Origin of the sequence: Geobacillus sp. CX412 (assembly GCF_027942335.1) — a bacterium.
Taxonomy (GTDB): Bacteria; Bacillota; Bacilli; order Bacillales; family Anoxybacillaceae; genus Parageobacillus_B; species Parageobacillus_B toebii.
In genome coordinates, this window is the sequence record NZ_CP103461.1 from 801,929 (window position 1) to 815,787 (window position 13,859).

A 13,859-nucleotide genomic window follows, 5' to 3' on the forward strand; every position below is an offset into this window, starting at 1 on the left:
TGCTGGAAGAGCGGAGGGACACGATGAATACACTCAAATTGCAACAGCTATTGCAGCAATTTTTCATTGAAGATATTGGTGAACACGATATTACGAGCGAAATGATTTTTCCAGAGAATGAATGGGCGACAGGAACGTTTACGGCGAAGGAAGATGGGGTGTTAGCGGGGACAGATATTATTACTATAGGATATCGTCTATTGCATCCAGGCATCGATGTAACGCTTTATAAACGTGATGGCGAACAAGTAAAAAAAGAGGAGACGATTGCCGTTGTATCTGGGCCGGTTATTCCGCTATTGACAGGGGAGCGCGTTATATTAAATTTGCTGCAGCGAATGAGCGGCATCGCTACGTTAACACATCAAGCGGTAATGATACTAAACAGCAGTCATACGCGCATTTGTGACACGCGAAAAACAACGCCGGGCTTACGGATGTTAGAAAAGTACGCCGTTGTATGCGGAGGAGGCTATAATCATCGTTTTGGTTTGTACGACGGTGTCATGATTAAAGATAATCATATCGCTTTTTGCGGTTCGATTACGAAAGCGGTACGGGCGGTGCGCGCAAAGCTTGGTCATATGGTCAAAATCGAAGTGGAAACAGAAACGAAAGAGCAAGTGTTAGAAGCAGTGGAGGCGGGGGCTGATGTCATTATGTTTGATAATCGTACTCCAGAGGAAGTGCGCGAGTTTGTCTCGCTAGTGCCAAAGCCGATTGTCACCGAGGCGTCTGGCGGGATTACATTAGAAAACCTCGCTGCGTACGGAACAACTGGCGTAGATTATATTTCGCTCGGTATGTTGACACATTCTGCTAAAGCGCTAGATATTAGTTTTCATTTGCAAGGATGGAATAGGGGGAGAAAATAATGAACGTGCTAGAAATAATGAAGCGGCTTGACGATATGCCGGAAAGTTATAAAACGATGAGCATGGAAGAGATGGAAGTACGTGTTCGGGCAATAAAAGAGCGATTTGGAAAAAGATTGTTTATCCCGGGACATCATTATCAAAAAGACGAAGTGATTCAATTTGCCGATGCGACAGGCGATTCGCTGCAGCTTGCGCAAGTAGCGGCGCAAAATAGTGAAGCGGAATACATTGTATTTTGTGGTGTACATTTTATGGCAGAAACGGCAGACATTTTAACGGGTGACCATCAAAAAGTCATTTTGCCGGATATGCGGGCCGGATGCTCGATGGCTGATATGGCGGACATTACACAAGTGGAGCGAGCGTGGCCGATATTGCAAGAGCTGTTTGGTGACACGATTTTGCCGTTAACATACGTGAATTCGACGGCGGCGATTAAAGCGTTCGTTGGACGCCGCGGCGGCGCGACCGTTACTTCCTCGAACGCGAAAAAGATGGTCGAATGGGCGTTTACGCAAAAAGAGAGAATTTTCTTTTTGCCAGATCAGCATTTAGGCAGAAATACAGCCTATGAGCTTGGAATTTCGTTAGACGAGATGGCGGTATGGGATCCGCATACGGATCGTTTAGAATACAAAGGCGATATAAAGAAAGTAAAAGTGATTCTTTGGAAAGGACATTGTTCCGTTCACGAAAACTTTACTGTCCGTCATATTGAATATATTCGTCGGACAAAGCCGGATATGAACATTATCGTTCATCCGGAGTGCAGCTGGGATGTTGTACAGCAAGCCGACTATGCTGGTTCCACGAAATACATTATTGAAACGATCCGAAACGCTCCTTCCGGAAGCAAATGGGCGATTGGCACGGAAATGAATTTGGTGAACCGCCTGATGCACGAACATCCAGATAAAGAAATTATTTCGCTAAATCCGTATATGTGCCCATGTCTCACGATGAACCGCATTGACTTGCCACATTTACTATGGGCGCTTGAATCGCTTGAAAGAGGGGAAATTGTTAACCAAATTACCGTTCCCCCGCTAATTGCAAAAGATGCGGCGCAGGCGCTTGCGCGGATGCTGGCGCTGGCGTAAAGGAAAAAGTGAACTAATCATCCTGTCAGACAGTGATATTCCGCTGGGCAGGATGATTTTTTTATCATAAAACAACGGCTTTTATCATAAATTGTGTTGAAGGATGATGGTGACAACAAGCGGAAGCTGAGATACAACGTTAATAGTTTCGGGTTAGGAGGGGAACGGAGTGAAAATCCATATTGTCCAAAAGGGCGATACGCTTTGGAAAATTGCGCAAAAGTATGGGGTCGATTTTGAACATCTAAAGAAAATGAACGGTCATTTGAGCAATCCAGATATGATTATGCCGGGAATGAAAATTAAAGTACCGACTGCGGGAGTTCCGGTAAAAAAAGAAGCGCCGAAAAAAGAAACAAAAATTAATCTGGCTCCGAAAAAAGAAGAAAATATAGAGCACCCGTATGCCCATACAAAGCCGTTTGCATCGGTGAACATTGAGGCGGAGTTTTCGGAGCCTATAAAAGAAGAAAAGGTAAACAAGGCTCCCGAGGCAGTGGTGAACGAAGCGCCGAAAGCGCCGATCAAGGAAGCGCCAAAGGCACCGATCAAGGAAGCGCCAAAGGCACCGATCGAGGAAGCGCCAAAAGCGCCGGTGAACGAAGGGACGAAATCAGATAATGCCGCACTAGGTTCTGAGGAAAAGCAGTTCAACATTCCACCGTTATCGCATACGATTCCACCAGTAACGCCAAACGTAAATATTAACTTTTCTAATGCGATTTCTAATGTTCCGCCGATTCCGCCAAAACCAGAAAATATTTTACCAGGAATCATGAAACAAGAATTAGAAAGCCCTGCTGAGGCGGTAGAAGAAAAAGAATTAGCAGCGGATGATGATACACCACCAGAACTTCCAAAAGCTCCATACGTTCCGATGATGCAGCAGCCATATGCGATGGGAGGAGCGCCTGTTGCACCAATGCCACCACAGCCGTGTGGTCCGGTAACTCCTATTTTACCAGGTGCGGGATATTATTTTCCGCCTATGCCAACCATGCCAGTTAACTATCCAACATATCTACAACCATCAACATATGGGGATGCGGAAAGTGGTTCTCATCCATTTCCTGGTATTGAAGAAAGCAGCGGTGAATCAGGTGAAGTGCCACTAATGCCAGGGCATACATCACCAACAGTAAATCCGGCATCGGCAAATATGCCACCATTTCCTTCATATTCACCTGCTTCTTCTTATCCGATTATGCCATGTGCACCGATTTTACCAGTAATGCAAGGATATGGATGGCATCCAGCGTTTTATCCATACATGCCGCCGGCGTCGTACGGCTACTATCCGCCAGCTGCACCTGCTCCTTATCCATATCCGGCGGCAGGGACGGCATATCCATTCACACAAGCACCAACCACTTCAGCGTTTCCTCGTACGGAAGAACAATTATTTACAGAACCGCATGACGAGGAGAGTAATGATTATTGGTGAACAATAAGCAAAAAAGAGACGATGTAGCAGGTCGTCTCTTTTTTCTTCTGCAAAACGAATACGGCTTACGTGTGAAAAATATAAAAACAGTCAAACATAACGTATGGGTAGTTACAGCATACGAAGGATATTGGGTGATTAAACGGTATCGAACCTTTTTCGAAGCGATGAGACAAGCGCTATTTATGCAATCGCTAAGAAAGGCGGGGTTTGTTCATGTTCCTGCCATATATACCACTTTGGGACAAAATGGTGTATTTTTCTTTGAAGGCGCCTTTTGGGTGATGCAAACATATATTTCCGATGCAGAAAGATTATCATTCGCTCGTCAACAAGATATCGCCGATGGACTGGAATTGTTACAAACATATCATTCCATCGCCAGGCTGTTAATAAAAATTCCGTTGTTTCAAACGATTGTTCCGTACTACCATTTATATGGCATGTGGCAGCGCCGCTATTATGATTTTTATGCCCATCTATCATTAATCGAACGAATAATGGATAAAGAAGATATCGCTTGGACGATTCAGCATGCGGAATATTGTCTTGCCACATTCGCAAGCTATATGCCGTCGTTAGCAGCGGAGCCTGTTACGATTATTCATGGTGATGTGCTTCCCATAATTTTTTGCGGACAAAAGAAGGAATGATCTATTTAATCGACTATGATACGATTGCCATTGCTTCGCCAGGCATCGATTATTTGCAGTACGCGAATCGTATTTTGCCCTATTTGCAATGGTCTTTTTCACAATTATATCGATTTCCTGTCTTTTCATTTTGGCTCACGAAACCGTGGTTTTTACACGCTCTTTTATTTCCGGCTGATATTATGCGTGAATGGCGCTTTGCGTTACAGCATAACAAGCAACTTTCTGTTGCCGCAAAGAACGTAAACAGTTTGTCCGCGAAATTATCGATATGATAAAATGAATATACGGAATTTTTTCGTGAAAGGAAGCTGAAAAAAGATGAAGGAAAAAATTGAAAAACTTATTCAATGGCTGCGCGACCAAGTAGCGGATGCCGGATTAAATGGGGCAATTGTTGGAATTAGCGGCGGCATTGACTCAGCAGTTGTCGCCCACTTAATTAAACGTGCATTTCCGGACAACTCGCTCGGATTGATTATGCCATGTAAAAGCAATCCGAAAGATATGGAAGATGCATTAAAAGTGGTGGAAAGCTGCGGCATTAAACACTTGATCATTGATTTAACCGAAACGCATAACCTGTTATTTGGAGAAGTGGAAAAACAACTGAAAGAAAAAGGAGAATGGAATGAAGAAACAGCGCGTTTAGGTGATGCGAACACAAGAGCGCGCCTTCGCATGACAACATTATACGCGGTTGCCAATAATTACGGATATATGGTAGTCGGCACTGATAATGCAGCGGAATGGTATACAGGGTACTTTACCAAATATGGGGACGGCGGAGTCGATCTAGTGCCGCTCGTTCATTTTACGAAAGGAGAAGTGCGCGAGATGGCGCGCATTCTCGGCGTTCCGAACGAAATTATTACAAAAGCGCCAAGCGCAGGATTATGGGAAGGGCAAACAGATGAAAATGAAATGGGGACAACCTACGAGATGATTGATAAATATTTAAAAGGAGAAGAAGTTCCGGAAAAAGACCGGCAAATTATTGAGCGTTTGCACAAGCGTTCACAACATAAACGCCAGTTGGCGATTGCACCGCCAAAATTCTAATTCTACCGTTAACTGACAGCGATAAAACCCTCTTTCCTTCGCCAAGCTAATAATAAGGCCGGAATATGTTTTTTGGCCTGGTGCGAGCGAAGGAAAAAAGGGGGTTTTTCCATGAAAAACGCAATGAAAATCATCGGGGCTGTTTCTGTCTTGAGCGCGATGGCTGCATGCGCCAATTACGCGGACAACGATGATAGACGCTACAATGATGCGACGCGTCCGATTGGGTACTATTCCACGGAGCGTTTTGATGATGACTTCCGTTACGGACGCTATGGCACAAATGCGACTAATTATGATAACAACTATATATTAAGCCGTCGCGGACCAGCGGCCGATTTTTTCGATACAGACAATAACCGTGCACGTATTCCGGGAATTACCCGTTTTGATACGGATACGCCTGCGCTTCCGCTCGATGCTGATTTCAGTGATGCGGACCGCAACTACCATGGGCATTTAAATTCGATGGAAAGTAAAACAACTCCTTCTTACTATAGGAAGTATGACGGACGATTGGCGGAAACGATCTCCCGCCGCGCCGCTGCGGTAAGAGGAGTCAACGATGCCCGGACGCTTGTTTACCGTGATCATGTGCTTGTTGCGATTTCGACCAATTCCAAATACGCAGATCACGTGAAGCGTCTTGTCGCCCAAGCGGTTGCACCGCATACGAAAGGCAAACATGTGCGCATCGTTTCCAATCCTAGCATGTACAACCGCGTCCGTACGATCGACAACGACATCCGCCGCGGCCGGCCAATGGAAGAAATCGAACGTGATTTAAAAACGATTTTTATTGATGGAAAAATTAACGAACGTCCTGCAAATACACGTTAATGTGAAAAAGTGGGGACACCTAAAAAGGTGTTCCCACTTTTTTGTAAAACATAGCCGAGAAGGCTTCTTCTTCAACGAAGAAAATCGGCTGTGTAGGAGAAGAATCCGCCTATTTTTGTTATATGACATTTTCCTGTTTTTTTGGTATAGTAATATCGGAAATTTCGTTGCGATGAGAGGAGAAATTTCGATGGCTGGACATTCGAAGTGGAAGAATATTCAACGCCGTAAAAATGCGCAAGATGCAAAGCGCGGCAAATTGTTTATGAAATTGGCGAAAGAAATTTATGTAGCGGCTAAAACGGGCGGAGGCGATCCAGCATCCAATCCAGCCTTGCGCCTTGTTATTGAAAAAGCAAAGGCTGCGAACATGCCAAACGAAAATATTGAACGTGCAATAAAAAAGGCGACAGGAACACAAGAACATACGAACTACGAAGAAGTTCGCTATGAAGGATACGGACCTGGCGGCGTTGCCGTGATGGTCGTTTGCTTAACCGATAATAAAAACCGTACCGCTTCGAACGTGCGAGTAGCCTTTTCAAAAAATGGCGGCAATTTAGGGGAAACCGGCTGCGTTTCTTATTTGTTTGACCGAAAAGGACTTCTTGTCATTGCCCGCGAAGGACTTGACATCGATGAAGATGACATGCTTCTTCAAGCGATTGAAGCAGGAGCGGAAGAAATGGAAACAACCGAAGATTCGTTTGAAATTTATACAACACCGGAAGCATTTGAAGAAGTAAAAGAACAATTAGAGAAAAACGGCTTTACGTTTGCTAGCGCTGAAATTACAATGATTCCACAAACATATACGACGCTTGCTGGCGATGATCTAAAGAAAATGCTAAAACTGATCGATACCCTTGAAGATGACGACGACGTCCAAGAAGTGTACCACAATTTGGACGAATCGGTGTTGGAAGAGCAATAATTGAAATAATGCCCTATGCTGGCTGCATAGGGCATTATTTTTTGGCGTTTGTCACAATAATAACGGCGGAAAATAGAGAAATGCGGAATCGGTGCAAAGGATAAAACTTCTCACATTGGTGAAAATAGAAATAAGCATATTGTTTATTTACCTAGAAAGAGAGGAAAAGGAGATGCGAATTCTTGCCACTTTCTTCATTATGATCGCTTCCTATGTATTGTTCATCCAGGCTGCTTTTGCTGCGCCATCTTCCGTAAAAATGACGATTATTTTAGAGCAGCAATATTTAGACGGAGAAGTGAGCCAAGAAACAAAAGAAGAAACCGTTGTTTCCATGAAAGATATATGGAAAAAATATAAAGACTGGCAGCTTGTGAATATGGATGATCAAACGATAGTATTTCGCAAAACAGTGAATGATATTTCCCCATTATTAAAGGCGAACGGTTATTTTGGAATCACCGAAGACGGAACATTATCTATTTTTGAAGGCAAACCTGCTCATTCCACACGGGTTATTCAATCATTTTTTCAAATTGATGTAAAAAAACTCGAAAGCCGCCAGCATGAGCAACTGAAAAAAGGAATTCGCGTCGTCTCCAAGTCACAGTATAAAGATATTATCGAAACATATCGTCATTTTGCTTTAATACGTTAGAAAGACTTATCGCTAGGGTAAGTCTTTTTTGTTTTCTAAATAGGAACTGTAGATGAGCAAATTCGCTAACATAAATTTACAACCAAACAAAAAAAGAGACATGAACCCGATTCCTTGATTAGAATAGATGTGTCACCAAAACTATTCACAAGGAGGTTCATGTCTCATGAATAGATTAGCACATCATCAAGGAATCCACAAGTTTTTCACGATGTTAGGGTTGGCACTTTATTTTTCAAAACCTGTCATGAAGCATCTCGTTCATATCGTGGATGCGCTGACCACCAAAGGATTTGCGGGAACATTGACCGATCTTCATCATTGGAGCTTTCATCCGAACCACCGCACGACACTCAGCCATTTTTTCACGAAAAGCCCTTGGGATGAAGAGACGCTGCTTCGCAAACTTCAACAGTGGATCCTTCGTCGTGTCGAACGCATCGCCAAACAGGAGAATCAACCCCTTTTTGTTTCGATCGATGATACGATTTGCCAAAAACCAAGCCTTCGTCACAGGCAACGCACGCCATTCAAGGGTGTGATTGGCACTATTCTCACACAGAGAAAAAGTCGATCTGGGGACATTCTCTCGTTTGGCTCATGGTTCATACGATGACCCAGGCTTTTCCCTTTGCGTTCCGCCTCTACGACAAGGCGGCTGGGAAAAGCAAAGGGGGAACTCGCGATCGAGATGCTTTCTTCGTTGGATGTACACCGTCCTGTTTATGTGCTGATGGACTCTTGGTATCCATCGCAAACGCTCGTGGAAGCTTGTCTGAAAAAGGGATTCCACGTAATCGCAATGCTCAAGGCCAATCGGCTTCTTTATCCAAAAGGCATTGCGGTTCAGGTGAGGGAGTTTGCCCGCTACATCGAACCGAAAGACACTCACCTCGTCACGGTGGGAGAAGAGCGTTATCGGGTTTATCGCTACGAAGGCTCTCTCAAAGGTCTCGATGATGCCGTGGTGCTGCTCGCTTGGAAAGCCGATCAGCCGATGACATCGGAACATCTTCACTGCGTCTTGAGCACCGACCGGGATCTAAGCGATGAAGAGATCTTGCGCTACTATGCCCAGCGTTGGTCGATCGAATGTTTTTTCCGTCAAGCGAAAGACCAGCTGAAACTCGATGGATACCGCGTTCGCGGACGTCGGGCGGTGAAACGCTACTGGATCTTGGTGCAGCTTGCTTACGTGTACAGCATGTTCGAGTCGAACAGCGATTTTTCTGATGGGCTCGATCTTCTGCGCAAGAGAAAAGGACATAGCCTCGTGGAGTTCATTTACCGTGCAGCGAAACAAAATATTCCCATTGATACCGTGAAAAAACAGCTCCACGTGGCATAAGGGGTACCCTGTTTGTCTCTTTTACATGGTAATTATTGTAATTAAAATTGCTCAACTACAGTAGGAATATACATTCGCTTTTTGTTATAATGTAATGGTATGGTACAATGAAAGGCAGGAAAGAAAAGGAGTGGAGTACAGCGTTGATTGAATTTGTCCGCGGATACGTTGATTATGTTTGCCCTGAATATATTGTGATCGACAACAACGGCATTGGGTATCAAATCTTTACACCCAATCCGTTTTCGTTTCAAGAAAGCCGTGATACAATCGTAACGGTTTATACATATCAATACGTTCGCGAAGATGTGCTTGCTTTGTACGGATTTCGCACCCGTGAAGAACGAACGTTGTTTGCGAAACTATTGCAAGTTTCAGGAATTGGCCCAAAAGGCGGATTAGCGATTTTAGCAGCGGGTCGGCCCGAGCAGCTTGTCGAAGCGATTGAACAAGAAAATGAAGCGTTTTTATGCAAGTTTCCGGGGGTCGGAAAAAAAACAGCGCGGCAAATGATTCTCGATTTAAAAGGAAAGCTCACAGCGGTTACTGCTAAAACATTTCCGGATTTATTCCATTTGCAAGAGGAATCCGCACGGCCGCATTTATCGGCTCTTGAGGAGGCGATCGAGGCGTTAAAAGCGCTCGGCTACGCAGAACGGGAAATTCAAAAGGTAGTACCGTCGTTAATGAAAGAAAACTTATCGACAGATCAATATGTGAAACGTGCGCTTCAGCAATTGTTAAAATAGGGAGGGGAGAAAAGTGGAAGAACGCCTTGTTTCCGGTGATGTCCACCGCGAAGACGTTTCGCTCGAATACAGTCTCCGCCCGAAGTTTTTGCATGAATATATTGGACAAGACAAAGTGAAAGATAATTTAAAAGTATTTATTGAAGCGGCGAAAATGCGTGAAGAAACGCTTGATCATGTGTTGTTGTACGGTCCTCCTGGGTTGGGAAAGACAACGTTGGCAGCGATTATTGCGAATGAAATGGGAGTTCATCTTCGCACGACTTCCGGGCCGGCGATTGAGCGCCCAGGCGACTTGGCGGCAATTTTAACTTCTTTGGAGCCAGGAGATGTGTTATTCATTGATGAAATTCATCGGTTGCACCGTTCGGTTGAAGAAGTGTTATATCCGGCAATGGAAGATTATTGTTTAGATATCATCATTGGCAAAGGACAAACTGCTCGATCCATTCGCATTGATTTGCCGCCGTTTACGCTTGTCGGTGCTACGACAAGAGCCGGTGCTTTATCTGCTCCGCTTCGTGACCGTTTTGGAGTGATTAGCCGATTAGAGTATTATACACCTGAACATCTTACGCAAATTGTGATGCGAACAGCAGAGATTTTGCACGTGGACATTAAGGCAGAAGCCGCGTTGGAAATCGCTCGGCGCTCGCGAGGCACACCGCGCATCGCGAATCGTCTTTTGCGACGCGTTCGCGATTTTGCTCAGGTGCGGGGAGACGGAACGATCACATTTTTGTTAGCGAAAGAGGCGCTGGAGCTGCTGCAAGTCGATCGACTAGGACTTGATCATATCGATCATAAATTAATCAAAGCGATTATGGAAAAGTTTGGCGGTGGACCAGTTGGCATTGATACGATTGCTGCAACGATCGGCGAAGAGGCGCAGACCATTGAAGATGTATATGAGCCGTACTTGCTGCAAATTGGCTTTTTACAGCGCACCCCGCGCGGCCGTATCGTTACCCCTATTGCTTACGAACATTTTGGAATGGAGGTTCCAAAACAATGAATAGCCTGCCTAAGCTTATTATGATGATTGGGGTTGTTCTCATTATTATCGGATTTCTCATGCAGTTTATTAAACTAGGGCGGCTTCCGGGAGATATTATTATTCGGAAAGGGAATACGACTTTTTATTTTCCGGTTGTTACGTCTATTTTGTTAAGCATTGTTTTATCGCTCATTTTTTATGTGCTTGGACGATTTCGTTAAACAATAAGGAAAGGTGAGAAAAATTGAAAATAGATTTGTTTGACTTTGAGCTGCCAGAAGAGTTAATTGCACAAACACCGCTGCCAAACCGCGATGCATCGCGGTTAATGGTGCTCGATAAAAAAACCGGTGAAATTCGTCATGAAACCTTTCGCAATATTTTATCGTATTTGCATGAAGGAGATTGTCTTGTTTTGAACGATACACGTGTGATGCCGGCGCGGCTTTATGGGGAAAAAGAAAATACTGGCGCCAATATCGAGGTGCTGTTATTAAAACAATTGGAAGGAGACCGATGGGAAACATTGGTCAAACCAGCAAAACGAGTAAAAGTTGGCACGGAAATTACTTTCGGCGACGGACGGCTGAAGGCGACATGTGTCGATACGCTTGAGCATGGGGGGCGTATCTTGGAATTTTCTTATCAAGGCATCTTTTATGAAGTGCTTGAACAGCTTGGGGAAATGCCGCTTCCACCGTATATTAAAGAAAAATTGGATGACCCGGAGCGTTATCAGACTGTATATGCCCGTGAAGTGGGTTCAGCGGCGGCGCCGACAGCCGGCCTTCACTTTACGGAACAGCTTCTTGATGATATACGGCCAAAGGAGTGCATATTGCGTTTATTACTCTCCATGTTGGACTTGGTACATTCCGTCCAGTCAGCGTCGAAAACATTGAAGAACATGATATGCACGCCGAATTTTATCAAATGACAGAAGAAACGGCGCGATTGCTGAACGAGGTCAGACAGCAAGGAGGACGCATTATTGCTGTCGGTACAACGTCTACACGCACGTTAGAGACGATTGCGTCAAAACATAACGGTGCATTTGTGGCGGAAAGCGGTTGGACGGATATTTTCATTTATCCAGGCTATGAATTTAAGGCAATCGATGGATTAGTGACGAACTTTCATTTGCCAAAGTCTACGCTTATTATGCTTGTCAGCGCTCTTGCCGGCCGCGAAAATATTTTGCGGGCATACAATGCGGCGGTGAAAGAGCGCTATCGATTCTTTAGTTTTGGCGATGCAATGTTGATTATTTAAGAAAGGGGATCGTTGGATTGGCATCACCGATTCGTTTTGAGCTCATTAAAACGTGTAAACAAACGGGTGCGCGTCTTGGAATTCTTCATACGCCGCACGGTTCGTTTGAAACCGATGTTTATGCCGGTTGGGACATTAGCAACTGTGAAAACATTATCGCCGGAAGAATTAAAAGAAATGGGTGCCGGCATTATTTTGAGCAATACGTATCATCTATGGCTGCGGCCGGGACATGAAATCGTAAAAGAAGCCGGCGGCCTTCATTCATTTATGAATTGGGACCGCGGCATTTTAACGGATTCCGGCGGTTTTCAAGTGTTTAGTTTAAGTGAATTTCGGAGAATTGAGGAAGAAGGCGTATACTTCCGAAATCATTTAAACGGAGATAAGCTATTTTTATCTCCGGAAAAGGCGATCGAAATACAAAATGCGCTTGGTTCAGACATTATGATGGCGTTCGATGAATGTCCCCCATATCCGGCAACATATGAATATATGAAACAGTCCGTGGAACGAACAAGCCGTTGGGCGGAGCGCTGTTTAAAAGCGCATAAGCGCCCGAATGAGCAAGGATTGTTCGGGATTGTGCAGGGCGGGGAATTCGAAGATCTTCGCAGACAAAGCGCGCAAGACTTAGTGTCGTTAGATTTTCCGGGATATGCTGTCGGCGGCTTATCTGTTGGTGAGCCGAAAGAAGTAATGAATCGTGTGCTCGAGTTTACGACCCCGCTTTTGCCGGCGAATAAACCGCGTTACTTGATGGGAGTCGGTTCGCCGGATTCGCTTATCGACGGGGCGATTCGCGGCATTGACATGTTTGACTGTGTGCTTCCAACACGTATTGGCCGCAATGGAACAGTAATGACGAGCCAAAGGGAGTGTGTCATAAAAACGCACATACGCCGCGATTTTTGCCGCTTGATCCTAATTGCGATGCTATACGTGCCGCAATTATACGCGCGCATATATTCGCCATCTCATCAAATGTGATGAAACGTTTGGAATTCGTTTAACTTCTTACCATAATGTCTATTTTTTGATAAAATTAATGGAGCAAGTGAGACAAGCGATTCGTGAAGATCGTCTTGGGGACTTTCGCGATGAATTTTTCGAGCGATATGGCTTTAATAAACCAAATGCGAAAAACTTTTAAAACATAGAGGGGAAATAATGTCAGCAGCGATTGCTTAATTTCTTCAATTATTTTGTTTTTTGTCATTTTTTATTTCTTGCTGATTCGGCCGCAGCAAAAACGGCAGCGTGAGATTCAGCAAATGCAGGCTAATTTAAAAAAAGGGGATAAAATCATCACCATTGGCGGACTGCATGGGATCATCGATTCGGTCGATGAAGATAAAGTTGTCATTCGTGCAGGCGATGGCACGCGTCTTACATATGACCGCTCGGCGGTGCGCGAAGTGGTGACGGAAAAAGAGAATAAGTAAACGATGACGGCTACCTTTCCCAAGTAAAGGTAGCCGTCATCGTTTAATTGCGTGATGCGGCTAGGTTTACACCGACAATGCCGCCAAGCGCCGCTGCGACAAAAAAGATGAGATGATATAACCATTGTTCAATAGTGAATGCTTTTTCCAATCCCAAAAATTGAAATACTAATACGATGAATGTAAATAATAAACTTGTTCCCCCGCCAATGAGCCAGCCTCTTTCTTTTCCTTTTCCACCAGCTACAACCCCGCCAATGAACATGGAAAGAAGCGACCCGGCAAAAATAATCCATGTTAACGAAGGTTCTTGCACGTTTGTCCATTTTAGTATGAGAGATAAAAAGAAGCTAATGAGAGCCGCCAATAAGAAAATAGTTACAACCCCATAAACAATAGCTGTTCCCCATTTTGTCATCTCATTCCCCCCTGTCGCCTGATAAATAAGTTTCACCAAAATATATTCCTATTCGGACATG

The 13,859-nt window shown here is 44.4% G+C and carries 16 protein-coding genes and 2 pseudogenes; 17 read left to right on the forward strand and 1 reads right to left on the reverse strand.

Going from position 1 to position 13,859, the window contains the following annotated elements:
• Nucleotides 1-23: 23 nt before the first annotated feature.
• From nadC to yajC, 17 genes and pseudogenes are all read left to right on the forward strand, one after another.
• Nucleotides 24-875 (forward strand): carboxylating nicotinate-nucleotide diphosphorylase, encoded by an 852-nt coding sequence (gene nadC / locus NXM86_RS04095; protein ID WP_015864638.1) that lies wholly within the window; start codon nt 24-26, stop codon nt 873-875.
• On the forward strand, nt 875-1,978 hold the full coding sequence (gene nadA / locus NXM86_RS04100) for a quinolinate synthase NadA (protein WP_143415132.1): 1,104 nt from the start codon (nt 875-877) through the stop codon (nt 1,976-1,978). Before nadC ends, nadA begins: the two co-directional genes overlap by 1 nt.
• 169 nt (nt 1,979-2,147) lie before the next feature.
• Entirely contained in the window at nt 2,148-3,422 is a 1,275-nt protein-coding gene (gene safA / locus NXM86_RS04105; protein WP_498958655.1) for a SafA/ExsA family spore coat assembly protein, read from the forward strand.
• Entirely contained in the window at nt 3,419-4,075 is a 657-nt protein-coding gene (locus tag NXM86_RS04110) for a hypothetical protein (RefSeq protein WP_498958656.1), read from the forward strand. Before safA ends, NXM86_RS04110 begins: the two co-directional genes overlap by 4 nt.
• Nucleotides 4,072-4,350 carry a hypothetical protein gene (locus NXM86_RS04115; RefSeq protein ID WP_498958657.1) on the forward strand — a complete coding sequence of 93 codons (279 nt, stop codon included), beginning with the start codon at nt 4,072-4,074 and terminating at the stop codon, nt 4,348-4,350. Before NXM86_RS04110 ends, NXM86_RS04115 begins: the two co-directional genes overlap by 4 nt.
• A gap of 46 nt (nt 4,351-4,396) precedes the next feature.
• Complete coding sequence (gene nadE, locus NXM86_RS04120) at nt 4,397-5,137, forward strand: NAD(+) synthase (protein WP_062677157.1); 741 nt, start codon at nt 4,397-4,399, stop codon at nt 5,135-5,137.
• A 111-nt stretch (nt 5,138-5,248) separates the two neighbouring features.
• A complete protein-coding gene (locus NXM86_RS04125) occupies nt 5,249-5,977 on the forward strand; it encodes a YhcN/YlaJ family sporulation lipoprotein (RefSeq protein WP_062753038.1) in 729 nt (242 codons plus the stop codon).
• A 190-nt stretch (nt 5,978-6,167) separates the two neighbouring features.
• Entirely contained in the window at nt 6,168-6,911 is a 744-nt protein-coding gene (locus tag NXM86_RS04130) for a YebC/PmpR family DNA-binding transcriptional regulator (protein WP_097354790.1), read from the forward strand.
• Nucleotides 6,912-7,083: 172 nt separating this feature from the next.
• A complete protein-coding gene (locus NXM86_RS04135; RefSeq protein ID WP_062753036.1) occupies nt 7,084-7,569 on the forward strand; it encodes an intercompartmental signaling factor BofC in 486 nt (161 codons plus the stop codon).
• Between the two features lie 166 nt (nt 7,570-7,735).
• Nucleotides 7,736-8,917: pseudogene (locus NXM86_RS04140) on the forward strand (IS701 family transposase).
• A gap of 143 nt (nt 8,918-9,060) precedes the next feature.
• Entirely contained in the window at nt 9,061-9,666 is a 606-nt protein-coding gene (ruvA, locus tag NXM86_RS04145; protein WP_498958658.1) for a Holliday junction branch migration protein RuvA, read from the forward strand.
• Between the two features lie 13 nt (nt 9,667-9,679).
• On the forward strand, nt 9,680-10,681 hold the full coding sequence (ruvB, locus tag NXM86_RS04150) for a Holliday junction branch migration DNA helicase RuvB (RefSeq protein WP_097354788.1): 1,002 nt from the start codon (nt 9,680-9,682) through the stop codon (nt 10,679-10,681).
• Nucleotides 10,678-10,884 carry a DUF2905 domain-containing protein gene (locus NXM86_RS04155; protein ID WP_015864628.1) on the forward strand — a complete coding sequence of 69 codons (207 nt, stop codon included), beginning with the start codon at nt 10,678-10,680 and terminating at the stop codon, nt 10,882-10,884. Before ruvB ends, NXM86_RS04155 begins: the two co-directional genes overlap by 4 nt.
• Nucleotides 10,885-10,907: 23 nt before the next feature.
• Nucleotides 10,908-11,935 (forward strand): annotated as a pseudogene (queA, locus tag NXM86_RS04160) (tRNA preQ1(34) S-adenosylmethionine ribosyltransferase-isomerase QueA).
• Between the two features lie 12 nt (nt 11,936-11,947).
• A complete protein-coding gene (tgt, locus tag NXM86_RS04165; protein WP_498958659.1) occupies nt 11,948-12,925 on the forward strand; it encodes a tRNA guanosine(34) transglycosylase Tgt in 978 nt (325 codons plus the stop codon).
• Entirely contained in the window at nt 12,864-13,088 is a 225-nt protein-coding gene (locus NXM86_RS04170) for a tRNA-guanine transglycosylase (RefSeq protein ID WP_498958660.1), read from the forward strand. The genes tgt and NXM86_RS04170 overlap by 62 nt, the downstream gene beginning before the upstream one ends.
• A 37-nt stretch (nt 13,089-13,125) precedes the next feature.
• Entirely contained in the window at nt 13,126-13,380 is a 255-nt protein-coding gene (gene yajC / locus NXM86_RS04175; RefSeq protein WP_498958996.1) for a preprotein translocase subunit YajC, read from the forward strand.
• Between the two features lie 43 nt (nt 13,381-13,423).
• Here yajC and NXM86_RS04180 read toward each other — a convergent pair whose 3' ends face one another.
• Nucleotides 13,424-13,798: a TIGR04086 family membrane protein gene (locus NXM86_RS04180; protein WP_041269716.1), complete on the reverse strand. Its 375-nt coding sequence runs from the start codon at nt 13,796-13,798 to the stop codon at nt 13,424-13,426.
• Nucleotides 13,799-13,859: the final 61 nt, after the last annotated feature.

Bases quoted from the DNA above. Each gene is read 5' to 3' on its own strand.
- NXM86_RS04125 (WP_062753038.1), top strand. From the start codon at position 5,249: ATGAAAAACGCAATGAAAATCATCGGGGCTGTTTCTGTCTTGAGCGCG.
- NXM86_RS04180 (WP_041269716.1), bottom strand. From the start codon at position 13,798: ATGACAAAATGGGGAACAGCTATTGTTTATGGGGTTGTAACTATTTTC.
- NXM86_RS04155 (WP_015864628.1), top strand. From the start codon at position 10,678: ATGAATAGCCTGCCTAAGCTTATTATGATGATTGGGGTTGTTCTCATT.
- NXM86_RS04115 (WP_498958657.1), top strand. From the start codon at position 4,072: ATGATCTATTTAATCGACTATGATACGATTGCCATTGCTTCGCCAGGC.
- nadE (WP_062677157.1), top strand. From the start codon at position 4,397: ATGAAGGAAAAAATTGAAAAACTTATTCAATGGCTGCGCGACCAAGTA.
- nadA (WP_143415132.1), top strand. From the start codon at position 875: ATGAACGTGCTAGAAATAATGAAGCGGCTTGACGATATGCCGGAAAGT.
- NXM86_RS04135 (WP_062753036.1), top strand. From the start codon at position 7,084: ATGCGAATTCTTGCCACTTTCTTCATTATGATCGCTTCCTATGTATTG.
- NXM86_RS04130 (WP_097354790.1), top strand. From the start codon at position 6,168: ATGGCTGGACATTCGAAGTGGAAGAATATTCAACGCCGTAAAAATGCG.
- nadC (WP_015864638.1), top strand. From the start codon at position 24: ATGAATACACTCAAATTGCAACAGCTATTGCAGCAATTTTTCATTGAA.